Origin of the sequence: Giesbergeria sinuosa, assembly GCF_042652905.1 — a bacterium.
Classification (GTDB): Bacteria; Pseudomonadota; Gammaproteobacteria; order Burkholderiales; family Burkholderiaceae_C; genus Simplicispira; species Simplicispira sinuosa.
In genome coordinates, this window is record NZ_JBHSHJ010000005.1 from 40,881 (window position 1) to 54,440 (window position 13,560).

Annotated in this window: 14 protein-coding genes; 1 reads left to right on the top strand and 13 read right to left on the bottom strand. The window is 58.4% G+C overall.

Annotated elements, in window-relative coordinates:
• Positions 1-107: 107 nt before the first annotated feature.
• From ACFO6X_RS08120 to ACFO6X_RS08165, 10 genes are all read right to left on the bottom strand, one after another.
• Entirely contained in the window at positions 108-845 is a 738-nt protein-coding gene (locus tag ACFO6X_RS08120) for a class I SAM-dependent methyltransferase (protein WP_382431859.1), read from the bottom strand.
• Between the two features lie 43 nt (positions 846-888).
• Positions 889-1,809, bottom strand: a complete 921-nt coding sequence (locus tag ACFO6X_RS08125) for a ParB/RepB/Spo0J family partition protein (protein ID WP_382431861.1) — start codon at positions 1,807-1,809, stop codon at positions 889-891.
• Positions 1,809-2,363, bottom strand: a complete 555-nt coding sequence (locus ACFO6X_RS08130) for an RBBP9/YdeN family alpha/beta hydrolase (protein WP_382431863.1) — start codon at positions 2,361-2,363, stop codon at positions 1,809-1,811. The genes ACFO6X_RS08125 and ACFO6X_RS08130 overlap by 1 nt, the downstream gene beginning before the upstream one ends.
• Positions 2,360-2,977 (bottom strand): hypothetical protein, encoded by a 618-nt coding sequence (locus ACFO6X_RS08135; RefSeq protein ID WP_382431865.1) that lies wholly within the window; start codon positions 2,975-2,977, stop codon positions 2,360-2,362. The genes ACFO6X_RS08130 and ACFO6X_RS08135 overlap by 4 nt, the downstream gene beginning before the upstream one ends.
• Positions 2,974-4,125 carry an AAA family ATPase gene (locus ACFO6X_RS08140; RefSeq protein WP_382431867.1) on the bottom strand — a complete coding sequence of 384 codons (1,152 nt, stop codon included), beginning with the start codon at positions 4,123-4,125 and terminating at the stop codon, positions 2,974-2,976. The genes ACFO6X_RS08135 and ACFO6X_RS08140 overlap by 4 nt, the downstream gene beginning before the upstream one ends.
• A 3-nt stretch (positions 4,126-4,128) precedes the next feature.
• Positions 4,129-4,971, bottom strand: a complete 843-nt coding sequence (locus tag ACFO6X_RS08145) for a ParA family protein (protein ID WP_382431869.1) — start codon at positions 4,969-4,971, stop codon at positions 4,129-4,131.
• 6 nt (positions 4,972-4,977) lie between these two features.
• Positions 4,978-5,592, bottom strand: coding sequence for a LysE family translocator (locus tag ACFO6X_RS08150; protein WP_382431871.1), 615 nt, complete (start codon positions 5,590-5,592; stop codon positions 4,978-4,980).
• 7 nt (positions 5,593-5,599) lie between these two features.
• Complete coding sequence (rsmG, locus tag ACFO6X_RS08155; protein ID WP_382431873.1) at positions 5,600-6,277, bottom strand: 16S rRNA (guanine(527)-N(7))-methyltransferase RsmG; 678 nt, start codon at positions 6,275-6,277, stop codon at positions 5,600-5,602.
• Positions 6,274-8,238, bottom strand: a complete 1,965-nt coding sequence (gene mnmG / locus ACFO6X_RS08160; protein WP_382431875.1) for a tRNA uridine-5-carboxymethylaminomethyl(34) synthesis enzyme MnmG — start codon at positions 8,236-8,238, stop codon at positions 6,274-6,276. Before mnmG ends, rsmG begins: the two co-directional genes overlap by 4 nt.
• Before the next feature lie 202 nt (positions 8,239-8,440).
• Entirely contained in the window at positions 8,441-8,710 is a 270-nt protein-coding gene (locus ACFO6X_RS08165) for a DUF6812 domain-containing protein (protein ID WP_382431877.1), read from the bottom strand.
• Positions 8,711-9,001: 291 nt separating this feature from the next.
• On the opposite strand from ACFO6X_RS08165, the gene ACFO6X_RS08170 reads away from it, so the two are divergent.
• Positions 9,002-9,445 carry a bacteriohemerythrin gene (locus tag ACFO6X_RS08170; protein ID WP_382431879.1) on the top strand — a complete coding sequence of 148 codons (444 nt, stop codon included), beginning with the start codon at positions 9,002-9,004 and terminating at the stop codon, positions 9,443-9,445.
• Between the two features lie 34 nt (positions 9,446-9,479).
• On the opposite strand, the gene ACFO6X_RS08175 is transcribed toward ACFO6X_RS08170, so the two are convergent.
• From ACFO6X_RS08175 to fahA, 3 genes are all read right to left on the bottom strand, one after another.
• Positions 9,480-10,997: an acetyl-CoA hydrolase/transferase family protein gene (locus ACFO6X_RS08175; RefSeq protein WP_382431881.1), complete on the bottom strand. Its 1,518-nt coding sequence runs from the start codon at positions 10,995-10,997 to the stop codon at positions 9,480-9,482.
• Between the two features lie 90 nt (positions 10,998-11,087).
• The gene (locus ACFO6X_RS08180) at positions 11,088-11,861 is read right to left on the bottom strand and encodes a carbonic anhydrase (RefSeq protein WP_382431883.1); all 774 of its coding nucleotides are present in this window, start codon (positions 11,859-11,861) and stop codon (positions 11,088-11,090) included.
• Positions 11,862-12,029: 168 nt separating this feature from the next.
• Complete coding sequence (fahA, locus tag ACFO6X_RS08185; protein ID WP_382431885.1) at positions 12,030-13,379, bottom strand: fumarylacetoacetase; 1,350 nt, start codon at positions 13,377-13,379, stop codon at positions 12,030-12,032.
• Positions 13,380-13,560: the final 181 nt, after the last annotated feature.

Genomic DNA, 13,560 nt, shown 5'->3' on the forward strand with positions numbered 1-13,560 from the left:
TACTGCACCATCTGTGCTGCCATGCTCAAGCAACGCTCCCAACCGGGCTGTGTGCAGACGTTGGCGCTGTGCTGCTTGATGCCACAGCGCCCCACCTGCCCACAAGACTACTGATCAGCGGGCATGTGCCCAATTTGATAGATCCACACAGTGCGTTCACCATCTAAGGTGTAGTGGGTGAATGGGGTCACGTCGGGCACGGTAAACTCCAAACTGACCAACCACGCCCCTGGGGTCATATCGGCATTGGCTTTGGCCCAAGCACGCGCCATGCTCTCGGGGCGCTGGAACAAATAGACCAAGGCATACGGCCCCCAAGACTCTTGCCAAATGTCTCCCCGACGCACCTCGGCCCAAGGGCAACGGCGGGCACACAGCCAGCGCAGCGGACGGCTCCACTCCAAGCCATGCCAGTGGGCCAAGGGGTAGGCTTGGCGCAGGGCCAGCAGGCCATCGCCCAAGCCACAACCAGCGTCTAATACATGCGCGCCCGGCTCCAGCCAAGCATGGTCGGGCAAGCCGTTGAGGGCATCGGCGGGCGTTGGAAACAGTGGTGCGTCACGCCAAGCGTGTAGCGGGTACACCGCCAACAACAAACCCAACGGCAGCAGCCACACCCATTGCGGCACACTCGCCATGCCCGTCAGCACCAGTGAGAGCGGAAAGCCCAGCACAATCAATGCTCTGCGCCAAAAGCTATCGCCCAGCAGGCTGACCAGCGTACACCACACGGTAGCCAGCACCAGTGCCCACAGCGGCGGCAATAGCCGTTGCAGCAACAGCAACAACAGCCAGCCCGAAGACCACGCCAGCACCGCAGGCAAGGGCCAAGGTAAACGAATCATGGGCAGGCCCGGTGGCTGTGGCAATGTTCCACGTGAAACATGGTCAGGCCGTGCGCAGTCGGTCAATCAGGCCATTGAGGGCTTCGGTGGAGCCAAACTGGATTACCAGCTCTCCCACATCGTCTAACTGCCCCGCACGGCGTACACGCTTTTTGACACGCACTTCTACGGCAGCCATCAACAGGTCGGACAGTTCTTCTTCTAGGCGCAGCAGATCGCGTGGTTTGGTGCGGATGTTGGCTGTTGGGCTGGTCTTGCCAGCACTTGCCGCCAGCTTTTTACCCAAGGCTTCCGCCTCACGCACCGAAAGCTTTTTGGCGGCAATTTGTTGTGCTGCCGTGATTTGTGTGGCTTTGTCCAGCGCCAATAAGGCACGGGCGTGGCCCATGTCCAAATCACCCGCCATCAGCATGGTTTGCACTGGCACGGCCAATTGCAACAGGCGCAGCAAATTGCTGGCCGTGCTGCGCGAACGGCCCACAGCCTGTGCAGCTTGCTCATGCGTGAGGCCAAACTCGCGCACTAAGCGTTGCAGACCTTGGGCTTCTTCCAGCGGGTTGAGGTCTTCGCGTTGGATGTTTTCGATCAACGCCATCGCCGCGGCAGCCTCATCGGGCACATCGCGCACCAGCACAGGTACCGTGTCGAGCCCAGCCAGTTTGGCCGCACGGAAGCGGCGCTCCCCGGCAATGATTTCATGGCACCCGGCGTGCGGGCCAGTACCCAAGCGGCGCACCAAAATGGGCTGCATGATGCCTTGTGCGCGTATGCTTTCAGCCAGTTCGTACAGTGCGCCCTCATCCATGCGCGTGCGCGGCTGGTACTGCCCAGGTATCAGCTCCGTCAGGGGCAATGTGGATGGGGTTTGTTCCGCCGTGCTGCTCAAGGCGGGGTGGCTAGGAGCGGTAGGGCCAAGCAAAGCTTCGAGGCCGCGCCCCAAGCCCTTAGGTTTTTTGGTTGCCATCAGGCTTTGTCTTTCGTTGCGATAAGAGTGTGCAGCAGGGCCAGCCCTTCGGGCCAGTCACCTAAGCCAGACTCGGCATTGAGGTGGCCGCGCTCGCCCACATCGATATACCCTGCACCCCAGGCATCGGCCAATGCCTGTGCGTGGGTGCTGCTGCCATAGGGATCGTTGCGGCTGGCGACCAACACGGCAGGGAAGGGCAAAGGCTGGCGGGCGATGGGCGCCCAACCGGGCAACGGCTGGCGCAGGTCGGTGCGCTCCACGTCTGGTGGGGCCACCAACAAAGCGCCTTGTACCTTGCAGGCATCGGGCGAATGGGCTGCCCACCAAGCCACCAAGATACAAGCCAAGCTGTGCGCCACCAACAGCACCGGGCCGGGGCTATCGACCACCACTTCTTGCAATCGGGCGCTCCAGTCGCCGCGCAGGGGGCGCTGCCAATCGTGTTGCTCTAGGCGCTCGTAGCCGTGCAGGTGCTCCCAACGGCTTTGCCAATGGTCGGGGCCGGAGTTCTGCCAGCCGGGCAGGGTGAGGATGCGGGGGAGTATGCTCACAGTGATGCTTCTATCCAAAAACGGCGCGCAGCCAACTCGCGTAGACGCAGACGAGTACGGGCCAGACTAGGGGAACGGGAGGCTGCACGTTCGGGGCTCCAACAAGATGCCACCATGCTTCCCAGCCGTGTGTTGTAACCAATCCCTTGACTGGCTACGGCCCCTTTTTCTTTGACCAAATCTTGCCGAACCTCTCTACTGGCCTGCTTAGCCAGTTGCAGCAAATGACTTTTGGGATCTGGCAACTCATCCGGATGGATAGGTAACTTGCCTTTGGGGCCCATCAGTTGGCGCATAGCGTCGTGGTCTGCTAACACCCAAGACTCCACTTCACGCACAGCAATGCGCAGCAAGAGATCCGACGGTGTGGGGGTGGTGCCCAGCCAAGCCTCACACATCTCACTGGGGCAGGCCACCTGATCCAGATCTGTAATCAACAAAACCGGCTTGATTTTTGCTAAGGCTTTCCAGTTGGACATCTTCGATTGCAAATAGCCAAAACCATCTTTGCGCAAACACTGAATATCTGGCGGGGACAGGTTGATTTCTCTAAGCAATTGCAGCCCTACGGCTTCGCTCAACATATCCTCAGTGGCCAGTGCTATCTGCGTCATTGCCACAAGCCCAGTTGATTAACCTGTGCCGGGCGCGTTTTGGGCAAGACTACTTCGGCCACAGACAAGCCAGCTTCCAACATCTGCGCTTCATCTGCCAACAAGGCACGTGCTGTGCTTCCTTGCGGGCCTGATTCCAGCAACACCACCCCGCGTCCATCAATCCCAGGGTTGCTGAGTAAGGCTTCGCTGTGGGTACTGAGGATGATTTGTCGCTTTACTTTTTTGTCGCGTTGCAAGCGTTGCAGGATCAAAGGGATTTCTTTGACGATGGCATCGTTGAGGGAAATTTCTGGCTCCTCCAGCAAAAGCAGTGACGAACCGTCCAACAAAGCCCACAGCAACCCCAGCAAGCGCAAAGTGCCATCAGAGAAATGCTCCTCCGATTGCCAGCCTGCCTTGGGGCGATGGTGCGCATAGAGTGCCTCTAGATGCGGGTGCCCCAAGTCATCTTTGGAAAAACGTAATTCTTTAAATTGGGGCACGGCCAGCTTCAGGGCCTGACTGATTTTTCCGAGGCGATTGGTTCTGGTCTTTTCAGGTGTTTTGGCGATACGCTCCAAAAAACCTTGACCAAAAGGATCCTCTTCCAAACGTTGCCCACCGATTTTTTCAGCAAACTTGAGCAGCTGCGGTACCAGATGCAGGTAGGTGATAGTACCGAAAAACTCAGAAAGCTCACGGAACTTGCCATTGGCCGCGATTTGCTCCAAACGGGTTTGGGTCAGCAGCATGGGGTCGGCCTTATCCTCTTGGTCTGGCCGAGTAAACAGGCAAGTGCTGCCTTGCCAAACCTGCTCATCAGAGATCAAGATGCGTTGCGCGCCTCTACCCTCGGGTTTAAAACCCAGAACATACCGCCATGCCACCTCTGCATCAGCGGAGGTAGCCAGCGTGATTTCAATCCGGACTTCTGGGTCGCGTCGGGCGTGTAGACAGCGCAGTTTGGTGATCCCACCACGCTCTGCCACCGCCGTTTGCAAGCCCCCCCCTTTGGCTTTACTCACATCACGTAAAAAACGCAGTGCGTCCAGTAAATTAGATTTACCTGATGCGTTTGGCCCCAGCAAGTACGATATTTCACGCAAGGGCACGTCAACGGCCTGAAAGTTGCGCCAGTTCTTGAGTTTGATTCGGGTAACGAGCATATATCAGCGTCCGGGACGGGCTACAGAGGCCGCCGCTTTTTTGGCCATCGGTTTGCGGGCCTTACCCTTAGCTGGAACAACCACGCCCACCCGAGCCATCATTTCGCGGGCAAAATCAACAAAGGCTTGACTGCCTTTGGCCGCTGGATCAAACACCACACCGGGCAGGCCGTGGCTGGGGGCCTCGGCCAAGCGCACATTGCGCGGAATCACCGTCTGGAACACCTTGTCGCCAAAATGGGCCTGCAATTGCTCGCTGACCTGCTGTTGCAAGGTGGTGCGTGGGTCGAACATCACGCGCAGCAAGCCAATGATTTGCAAATCGGGGTTGAGGTTGGCCCGCACTTGGGTAATGGTGTGCAGCAGGTCGGTCACGCCCTCTAGGGCAAAGTATTCGCACTGCATGGGTACCACCACACCGTGGGCTGCGCACAGGCCATTGAGCGTCAGGATAGACAGCGAGGGGGGGCAATCCACCAGCACAAAATCGTAATCGGCGGCGGCCTGTGCCAGTGCAGCCTTGAGGCGCCGGTCGCGCTGAGGTAATGAGACCAGTTCGATCTCGGCACCGGCCAATTCACGGTTGGCTCCTAGCACTTGGTAGCCACAGGCCGGGGCAACCACGGCGGCCTCGGCCACGCTGGCCTCGCCCATCAACACGTCATACACCGACAGTGGCAGTTCACGCTTGTCCACCCCCGAACCCATCGTGGCATTGCCTTGAGGGTCTAAATCGACCAACAACACCCGTTGGCCCTGCCGGGCCAAGCCCGCAGCCAAATTGACGGTGGTGGTGGTCTTGCCCACGCCACCCTTTTGGTTGGCAACACAAAAAATATGGGACATGGCGGTTTACCTTGAGAAAGCGAGTTTGAAACCAAAACCGATGAGCAGCATCCCAGCGGTTTTTTCCAGCACACGGCCAATCAGCGGATTAGCCCGCAGCCGAGCGGCCAAATGGTGGGTGAGCAGTACCACAATCAACGCATAGGCCAGCGTGAGCAGCGCAATCGTGAGTGCCATGATGCCAAAGGTGAGCACGCCCTGATGGTGGGTTGGGTCCACAAACAATGGGAAGAAGGCCATATAAAACACAATGGCTTTGGGGTTGAGCAACGTGATCAGCGCCCCTTGGCGAAAGTAATGGCGTGGTTGCATCACCAGCACCGGGGGTGCGCCCGGTGGGGCGGTGAGCATTTTCCAGCCCAGCCATGCCAAATAAGCCGCCCCCAGCCACTGCACCGCCTGAAAAGCGGTGGGGTAGGTGGCCAACAGTGCAGCCACCCCAGCCACTGCCAACCACATCAGCACTTGGTCGGCTGCCATCACGCCCAGCGTGGTGGCCAACCCAGCACGGACACCGCCTTTGCCCGTGGCAGTAATCAAGGCCAAATTGCCCGGCCCCGGAATAGCCAAGAACACGATGATGGCGAGCACAAAAGCGCCGTAGTCGGCAATCCCAGCCATATCGCGTTTAGGCTGTGGTGGTGGCCGCCAAACGCAGCCAGACGATACAACGATCGGCATCCAGCCCCGGTACGGTGAGAGGTTCCACGTGAAACACTTGCACCTGAGCCGGCAGAGCGTCCATTTCTTCTTGCGGATGTTTGCCCTTCATCGCCAGCCAGACACTTTGCGGCCCCAAGGCAGTACGCGACCAAGCGGTGAAGTCGGGCAGCGAAGCAAAGGCGCGGCAACTGACCACATCAAACGGGCCAGAGAGCGACTCCACCCGTGCATGGATGCCGTGCAGATTGGGCAGCTTGAGTGCCACCGCGGCTTGCTGGATAAAGGCAGCCTTCTTAGCCACAGTATCGACGCAGCTCACATCCAGCGCCGGGCAGCAAATAGCAAACACCACGCCCGGCAAACCACCGCCAGAACCCACGTCCAACAGGCGCGGGGCGGTATGCCCCGCCGCAGCCAAAGTCGCCAGATGCCGCTGCAAAGGAGCTACCGCAGCCAAGCTATCGAGCAAATGGTGGGTGAGCATTTCAGCCGGGTTGCGTACTGCTGTGAGGTTGTAAACCTTGTTCCACTTTTGTAGCAGCGCCATAAAGTCGAGCAACTGCTGCACCTGCACATCACTCAAATGCAAGCCCAGTGCCTGTATGCCTTGGCGCAGTGGCGCTTCCAAATCCATGGTGCTCATACCGCCTCCGGGGTGGTGCTGCTGACAAAGCCTTTGAAGCCACCCTTTTTCAGATGCACCAGCAGCAGTGAGACCGTGGCCGGTGTGATGCCCGAGATGCGCGAGGCCTGCCCCAAGGTTTCGGGGCGGTGCTTTTGTAGTTTCTGCCGGGCCTCCATGCTCAAGGCCGAAACCTGCATATAGTCCAGCTCGGGCGGCAGGCGCAGGCTTTCGTAATGGGCGGCGCGTTGTACTTCATCTTTTTGCCGGTCGATGTAGCCCGCGTATTTGGCCGCAATTTCTACCTGCTCTAGTACCGCATCGGTGGCATCGCCCAATGTTTCACGTGAAACATCGTTGCTGGCGTATTTGCCGCCATCCATTTGCATCAGCGCCGCATAAGCAACGTTAGGGCGGCGCAGCAGCTCAAACAGGTTGTATTCATGCTCAATCGCTTTGCCCAACACACGCTCGGATTCGGCAGCAGGCAGGATGCGCGGATTGACCCAAGTGGCCTTGAGGCGTTCTGTTTCACGCGCCACCGCATCGCGCTTGCGGCTGAAGGCATCCCAACGCGCATCATCCACCAAGCCCATCTGGCGGCCCTGCTCGGTCAGGCGCATGTCGGCATTGTCTTCGCGCAGTTGCAGGCGAAACTCAGCCCGGCTGGTGAACATGCGGTAGGGCTCGGTCACGCCTTTGGTAATCAGGTCATCCACCAGCACGCCCAAATAGGCTTCATCACGCCGGGGCAGCCAAGGGGCTTGGCCCCGGCATTGCAGCGCCGCATTCAGGCCTGCAAACAGCCCTTGGGCAGCGGCTTCTTCGTAGCCGGTGGTGCCGTTGATTTGCCCAGCAAAGAACAGGCCTTGAATCTGCCGGGTTTCAAAATTGCTTTTGAGCGAGCGTGGGTCAAAGTAGTCGTATTCAATCGCATAGCCGGGGCGCAAGATGTGGGCGTTCTCTAGCCCCTTCATGCTGCGTACCAACGCCAATTGGATGTCAAACGGCAAACTGGTGCTGATGCCGTTGGGGTAAAACTCGTGCGTGGTTAAGCCCTCTGGCTCTAAAAAGATTTGGTGGCTGTCTTTATCGGCAAAGCGGTTGATTTTGTCTTCCACGCTCGGGCAGTAGCGCGGCCCCACGCCTTCAATCTTGCCGGTGAACATGGGGCTGCGGTCAAAGCCACTACGAATGATCTCGTGTGTGCGCTCGTTGGTGTGCGTAATCCAGCACGACATTTGCTGCGGGTGCATGGCGGCCTTGCCCATAAAGCTGAACACCGGCACTGTCCCTTCATTGACACCGCCGGGCATACCATCGCCGGGCTGCTCGGTGCATTGGGCAAAATCAATCGTGCGGCCATCAATGCGTGGCGGTGTGCCGGTTTTCAGGCGGGCCTGTGGCAGTTGCAACTCTTTCAGGCGGGCTGAGAGGCTGATGGCGGGCGGGTCTCCGGCACGGCCTGCGGCATAGTGGTTCAGGCCCACATGCACTTTGCCATCTAAAAAAGTACCTGCCGTCAGCACCACCGTGCGGCTGCGAAAGCGCACGCCTATTTGCGTCACCGCCCCCACCACACGCTCACCCTCCACCATCAAATCATCTACCGCCTGCTGAAACAGCCACAGATTGGGCTGGTTTTCTAACATCCGGCGGATGGCCGCCTTGTAGAGAATGCGGTCGGCTTGCGCCCGTGTGGCACGCACTGCCGGGCCTTTGCTGCTGTTCAGGATGCGGAACTGAATGCCGCCCTCATCGGTGGCCAAGGCCATCGCACCACCCAGCGCATCCACCTCTTTGACCAGATGGCCCTTGCCAATGCCGCCAATGCTGGGGTTACAGCTCATTTGGCCCAAGGTCTCGATGTTGTGGGTCAGCAGCAAAGTCTGGCAACCCATGCGGGCAGCGGCCAGTGCCGCCTCGGTTCCGGCGTGGCCGCCACCAACGACGATGACATCGAATTCTTGGGGATAAAGCATGGGCTGTTCTGCGCTGGGGGCGAAAGTAAAGGGGGCTGATTTTCCCACTTTCAACCCTCCATGCACTTAGACGACCTGCCAGAGAGGCCATATATCCGCCTTAGAGGCATTGGGGGCCAGCTTTGGTGCCTGCTGCTCTCTGCTGGGTTCTACAGAGACCCCATCAGCACGGGCCTTATGGCCCGCAGGTGGCTAGCGTGGATTAATCAGAAATCTTGAAGTCCGAAAAATCAACATTGGTTTCGTGGATATAAACGATGAAACGCTTGGAAATAAGAATCAGCTCGCCACCGTCGGCACTCATCTCCAGTGGAATAAAGCCGCGCCGATCGTTGAGCAGATCTTGCAAACGCTGATTGGCCTGCAAGTGGATAAAGCCTCGACAACGGGTGTGGTCGTGCAAAGCGACTTCGGCATGAATTTTGTGGGTGGTTTTCTTTTGGGCAGGAATGCGGGGGGATGGAGCAGTCATGGCAGACAACAAGGGCAAGCAATAGACCTTGCTACCTTAGCGCCAGAGCGTGCGATAGACCAGCAGCAAAGTACCGATGCTCTGCCCAATTCGATCAACAAATACTATTAAATCAATAGCATCAGTCTATTGATTCATGCAAGATAGAAGCTATCTTATCGTTTTCCCTGATAGAGATATGCCTATTTTCTTCTTCCCTCTGTCACAGAACAGGCGTAAAAAGCCACTATCAGTTTCAGCACCAGACTGACGCTTTTCATGCAGATGGTGCATACCAACGGGAGAATGCAAATGGCTTATTTCCAATGGGGCAATGACATGGCGATCGACAATGGTCTGATTGATCAAGACCATCAGTTGCTGGTGGAGCAGGTCAACACCTTGCACACGGCCACCAGCCAAGGACGCGGTCACGAAGTGGTAGGGCCCTTGTTGGAGGCCATCATTCGCGACACCCGTAGCCATATCCACCACGAAGAGCAACAAATGGAGGCTTGGGGCTATCCGCATTTGGCCGAACACCGGCAGGGCCACCAGCGTTTCATGGCCGATCTGGAAAGCCTGCGGGTGCGCTACCAAGCCGGTGCCATCACGGTAGCAGCGCAACTGTCTTGGTTGCTGCGCGACTGGTTGTCCATCCATATCCACCGGCTGGACAAAGAATTGGCACGCTTCATTCGGCAGCAGCAGCGCCGAGACCCTCGCTTGGCATCGGCGGCGCTGACGCACCACTGAATAGTGCTCTGCTTTTGAATTGATTTTTTGTTTTTTATCCCTTCATACTGCCAGTCTTCACATAGCGGCTGTGCCACGACAGCGCCTCGTCCAATAAATGCGGCGTGTGTTGACCAGCAGCCCCCTTCTTGGCGCGGGCCAAGTAGTCGTGCAATGCCGGGCGGAAGTCCGGGTGGGCGCAGTGGTCAATGATGCGTTGGGCGCGCTGCGTGGGCGATAAGCCGCGCAAATCGGCCAAGCCTTGTTCCGTGACGATGATTTGCACATCATGCTCGGTGTGGTCTACGTGCGAAGCCATTGGCACAATGCAGGAGATGGCACCATCTTTAGCCACCGAAGGCGTGACAAAGAACGACAGGTAAGCATTGCGCGCAAAGTCGCCCGAACCGCCAATGCCATTCATCATGCCCGAACCCATGATGTGGGTGGAGTTCACGTTGCCATAGATGTCGGCCTCAATCATGGCATTCATGGCGATGATGCCCAAGCGGCGCACCAGTTCGGGGTGGTTGCTGATTTCTTGCGGACGCAGCAAGATGCGCTCGCGGTAAAAATCGATGTTTTGCTGAAAATCAGCCAAGGCGGTGCGGCTGAGAGAAATGGCGGTGGCCGAGGCCGACACCATCTTGCCCGCACGCAACAAATCCAACATGCCATCTTGCAGCACTTCGGTGTAGCCGGTCAGTTGCTCAAACGGGCCATCCAGTAGCCCAGCCAGCACCGCATTGGCCACGTTACCCACCCCCGATTGCAGCGGCAACAAATGGGCAGGCAGGCGGCCTTGCTTCACCTCAAACTGCAAAAAGTCGATGATGTAGCTAGCGATTTTTTGCGATACCTCATCCGGCGTGGCAAAGCGGGTGTCGCGGTCGCCTTGGTGGGTATGCACCACTGCCACCACCTTGGCCGGATCGACGTGCAAATACGGCTCGCCAATGCGCTCGTGCGGGTGCGTCATGGGGATAGGTTTGCGGTGCGGCGGCACCGCCGTGCCGTAGTAAATATCGTGCATGCCGTCCATCTTCTCCGGCACTTGGGTATTCACTTCCAAAATCACCTTATCGGCCAAATCCAGCCAGGTTTTGTTGTTACCGACTGCGGTGGATGGAATCAAACGGCCATCGGGCAGCACCCCCGCCACCTCTACCACGGCCACATCCAGATGGCCCAAAAAGCCAAACCAAGCGTGTTGCGCTACGTGCGACAGGTGCATGTCGCTGAACTGCATCTCGCCGCTGTTGATTTTGTTGCGGCAAATCGGGTCGGACTGAAAGGGCAGGCGCATCTCGATGCCATTGACCTTGGCCAATGCCCCATCCAACTCGGGGGCCGTGGAAGCCCCCGTCCACACACTGATACGGAACGGATGGCCTTGGGCGTGTTCGTTCTCGATACGTGCCGCCAGCGCCAGCGGCACCGCCTTGGGGTAGCCCGCGCCGGTAAAACCACTCATGCCCACATTGGCACCGGCAGGAATCAGGGCGGCTGCCTGTTCGGCAGTCATGGTGCGCTGGAGAAAGTCTGGGTAACGAACCCGATCGGCCAAAGACATAGAAAAGCTCCGCAGGGGTCAAAGCTGCGGATTCTAGCGCCGACTCAGCAAAAACTAAGGGTTTCTACTGACAGGGTTTCTACTGACGACTCAAAGTGACTCTTTGATGATCCGGCCATTGAGCGGCTGCACCGGACGGGCATTGGCGTTGAACAAGCGCCGGAACGCCTTGATCTGCTCGTGCCCCAGCGCCACCGGTTTTTTCAGCACCATCCATTGCACCGACTCGGAGCAGGGTGGCGTCGTCAAGGAGCCTTCAAAGGCGTAGTAGCCCCGTTCAGCAGGCAACAGATGAGCCAAATCGAGCACCAGTCCATCTACAGTGATCTTCTCGCCGGGACGGGGCAGGTGGTCAAACACTGGTGCGTAAGTAGCGTTCTTGGGTGTCGGGCTGGACTGGAACAACACCGCTACCACGCCCAATTGCCCAGTGGCATTTTTGTGGACAAAGTGCGCCACCATAGGCAGGTGCTTGCCCTGGATGGTTTCCTCGCTGGGGGTATGGAAGTGAAACTGCAATAGCTCGTAGGTTTGCTCGCCCACCTTGAGCTGGCTACCTGCCGCTACATTGACCTGCACAGTGTGTCCATTGTTGACAATGGTGGGTTCAGACTGGCCGTAGTGGAACTGCAAAGCAGGCAACTCAGCCTTGACGGTAGTGCTGATGTCTACCGGGCTTTGGTTGCGGCCTTTGGCGCAGGTCTCGAAGGTGGTGTCCAATTCGGCCCAGCGGGCTGGCCCTTCGTGGTCACCGTGGTAACTCCAGTGCGGGCCATGACCGCCAGCAGCATGGGCCAACCCAGTAGAGAAAACGGCCAATGCCAAGGCCAGGGTTTTGAGGGCATGGAAAGCAGAACCGGACATCGGGAAGTTCCTTCCTAAAAAACCAATCAACAAAGACGCACACCACAGGTGCGCGACCCAGTATAGAGCCGGCCTAGGGCCGTGAGCCCCCCAAAAAAAGGGACGGCATAGCCGTCCCTGGTGGTCGCAAACTAAAGGGGCCAAGGCGCCGCTCTAGCGCCGCTGTGTTCAGGTGTTGTCGCGGGCGGGCAGCACTGTGCCACGGCATTCACCAAAACCGATGCGGGCAGCACCGGGTTTTTCACACCAGCCACGGATGATGACGGTATCGCCATCTTCCAGAAAGCTGCGCTGCTCATCTGGAGCGCCAGGGCCGCTCAGGGTGATAGGCTCACGGCCCCCTTTGGTCAGCTCGATCAAGGCACCGGCCTCGGCAGGGGTGGGGCCAGAGATCGTGCCAGTCCCCAGCAAGTCGCCGGGCTGCAGGTTGCAACCACCCACGGTATGGTGGGCCAGCATTTGCGCCGCCGTCCAGTACTGGTGGCGGAAGCTGGTTTGCGATACCCGCACGGGGTTGGCCCCTGCGGCACGGCGCTGGGGGGTGTCGATAGCCACTTCGAGTTGAATATCCAGCGCACCAGCGGCGTTGTTGCTGGCATCGTTCAGATAGGGCAGGGGTTGGGGGTCGGTCTCGGGGCGCACCCACGCTTGGCGATAAGGGGCCAAGGCTTCCATCGACACAATCCAGGGCGATACGGTGGTAGCGAAATTTTTGGACAAGAACGGGCCCAAGGGCATGTATTCCCAAGCCTGAATATCGCGGGCCGACCAGTCGTTGAGCAGGCAAATACCAAAGATATGCGCTTCAGCATCGGCCAAACGGATCGCATTGCCCAGATCATTGCCAGGGCCCACATAAATGCCCAACTCCAATTCATAGTCCAGACGCTTGCAAGGGCCAAAGACGGGCTCGGTGGCACCGGCAGGCAGGGACTGGCCCAAGGGACGGCGGAATTCTTGACCACTAACGCCAATGCTGGAGACACGACCGTGGTAGCCCACGGGAATCCAGCGGAAATTGGGCAGCACGGGATCGGTGCCGTTATCGCCACGCAAAATCTTGCCAATGTTGGCCGAATGGTGCACTGAAGTGTAAAAATCCGTGTAATCGCCAATCTGGGCGGGCACGTTGTATTCCACCGCCACTTGGGGGATCAGGCAGGTGCGCAGCGCATCCACCTTGGGGCCTTCGGCCCCCTCCTGCAGCAGCGCAAACAGCCCATGACGCAGTGCCTGCCAAGCATCTGGCCCCAAACCCATGAGCACATTGAGGTTGTGGTAGGCACCAGCCAGTGCCGCCTCGGCAGCCCGGCCCTCCAGACAACCGACCACCACGACCCGTGCCAAATCAATCACTTGGTCGCCAATGGCAATGCCTCCACGGAAGGCTTCGTTCTCGCGGAAATGGCGAAAGACGGCAATCGGCAGATTCTGGATCGGAAAATCACAGCCGGGCACGTTGGCCGAAGCCAGCCAGCTGCGGGCGGCGGGATCATGGGTGTGGTTCAGTGCAATCATTCGGTCGATCTTTCTGGATGGAGAAAAAGGCCTGGCCCAAGGGCAGTAACAGTGCCACGGGGCCGGGTCAGTGCATTGTGGGGCCAATTGATATGCGTAGAAAACCGGATCTCCCCCTCTTTTACAGCGCAATCCCTACGTTGTTGTGCCACGCTGGATGCACAAGACAGGTGCATCCCAT

Coding starts and splice junctions, on each gene's coding strand:
- ACFO6X_RS08180 (WP_382431883.1), bottom strand. CDS start 11,861: ATGTCCGGTTCTGCTTTCCATGCCCTCAAAACCCTGGCCTTGGCATTG.
- ACFO6X_RS08165 (WP_382431877.1), bottom strand. CDS start 8,710: ATGACTGCTCCATCCCCCCGCATTCCTGCCCAAAAGAAAACCACCCAC.
- ACFO6X_RS08175 (WP_382431881.1), bottom strand. CDS start 10,997: ATGTCTTTGGCCGATCGGGTTCGTTACCCAGACTTTCTCCAGCGCACC.
- ACFO6X_RS08120 (WP_382431859.1), bottom strand. CDS start 845: ATGATTCGTTTACCTTGGCCCTTGCCTGCGGTGCTGGCGTGGTCTTCG.
- ACFO6X_RS08170 (WP_382431879.1), top strand. CDS start 9,002: ATGGCTTATTTCCAATGGGGCAATGACATGGCGATCGACAATGGTCTG.
- ACFO6X_RS08135 (WP_382431865.1), bottom strand. CDS start 2,977: ATGACGCAGATAGCACTGGCCACTGAGGATATGTTGAGCGAAGCCGTA.
- fahA (WP_382431885.1), bottom strand. CDS start 13,379: ATGATTGCACTGAACCACACCCATGATCCCGCCGCCCGCAGCTGGCTG.
- ACFO6X_RS08140 (WP_382431867.1), bottom strand. CDS start 4,125: ATGCTCGTTACCCGAATCAAACTCAAGAACTGGCGCAACTTTCAGGCC.
- ACFO6X_RS08145 (WP_382431869.1), bottom strand. CDS start 4,971: ATGTCCCATATTTTTTGTGTTGCCAACCAAAAGGGTGGCGTGGGCAAG.
- ACFO6X_RS08150 (WP_382431871.1), bottom strand. CDS start 5,592: ATGGCTGGGATTGCCGACTACGGCGCTTTTGTGCTCGCCATCATCGTG.
- rsmG (WP_382431873.1), bottom strand. CDS start 6,277: ATGAGCACCATGGATTTGGAAGCGCCACTGCGCCAAGGCATACAGGCA.
- mnmG (WP_382431875.1), bottom strand. CDS start 8,238: ATGCTTTATCCCCAAGAATTCGATGTCATCGTCGTTGGTGGCGGCCAC.
- ACFO6X_RS08125 (WP_382431861.1), bottom strand. CDS start 1,809: ATGGCAACCAAAAAACCTAAGGGCTTGGGGCGCGGCCTCGAAGCTTTG.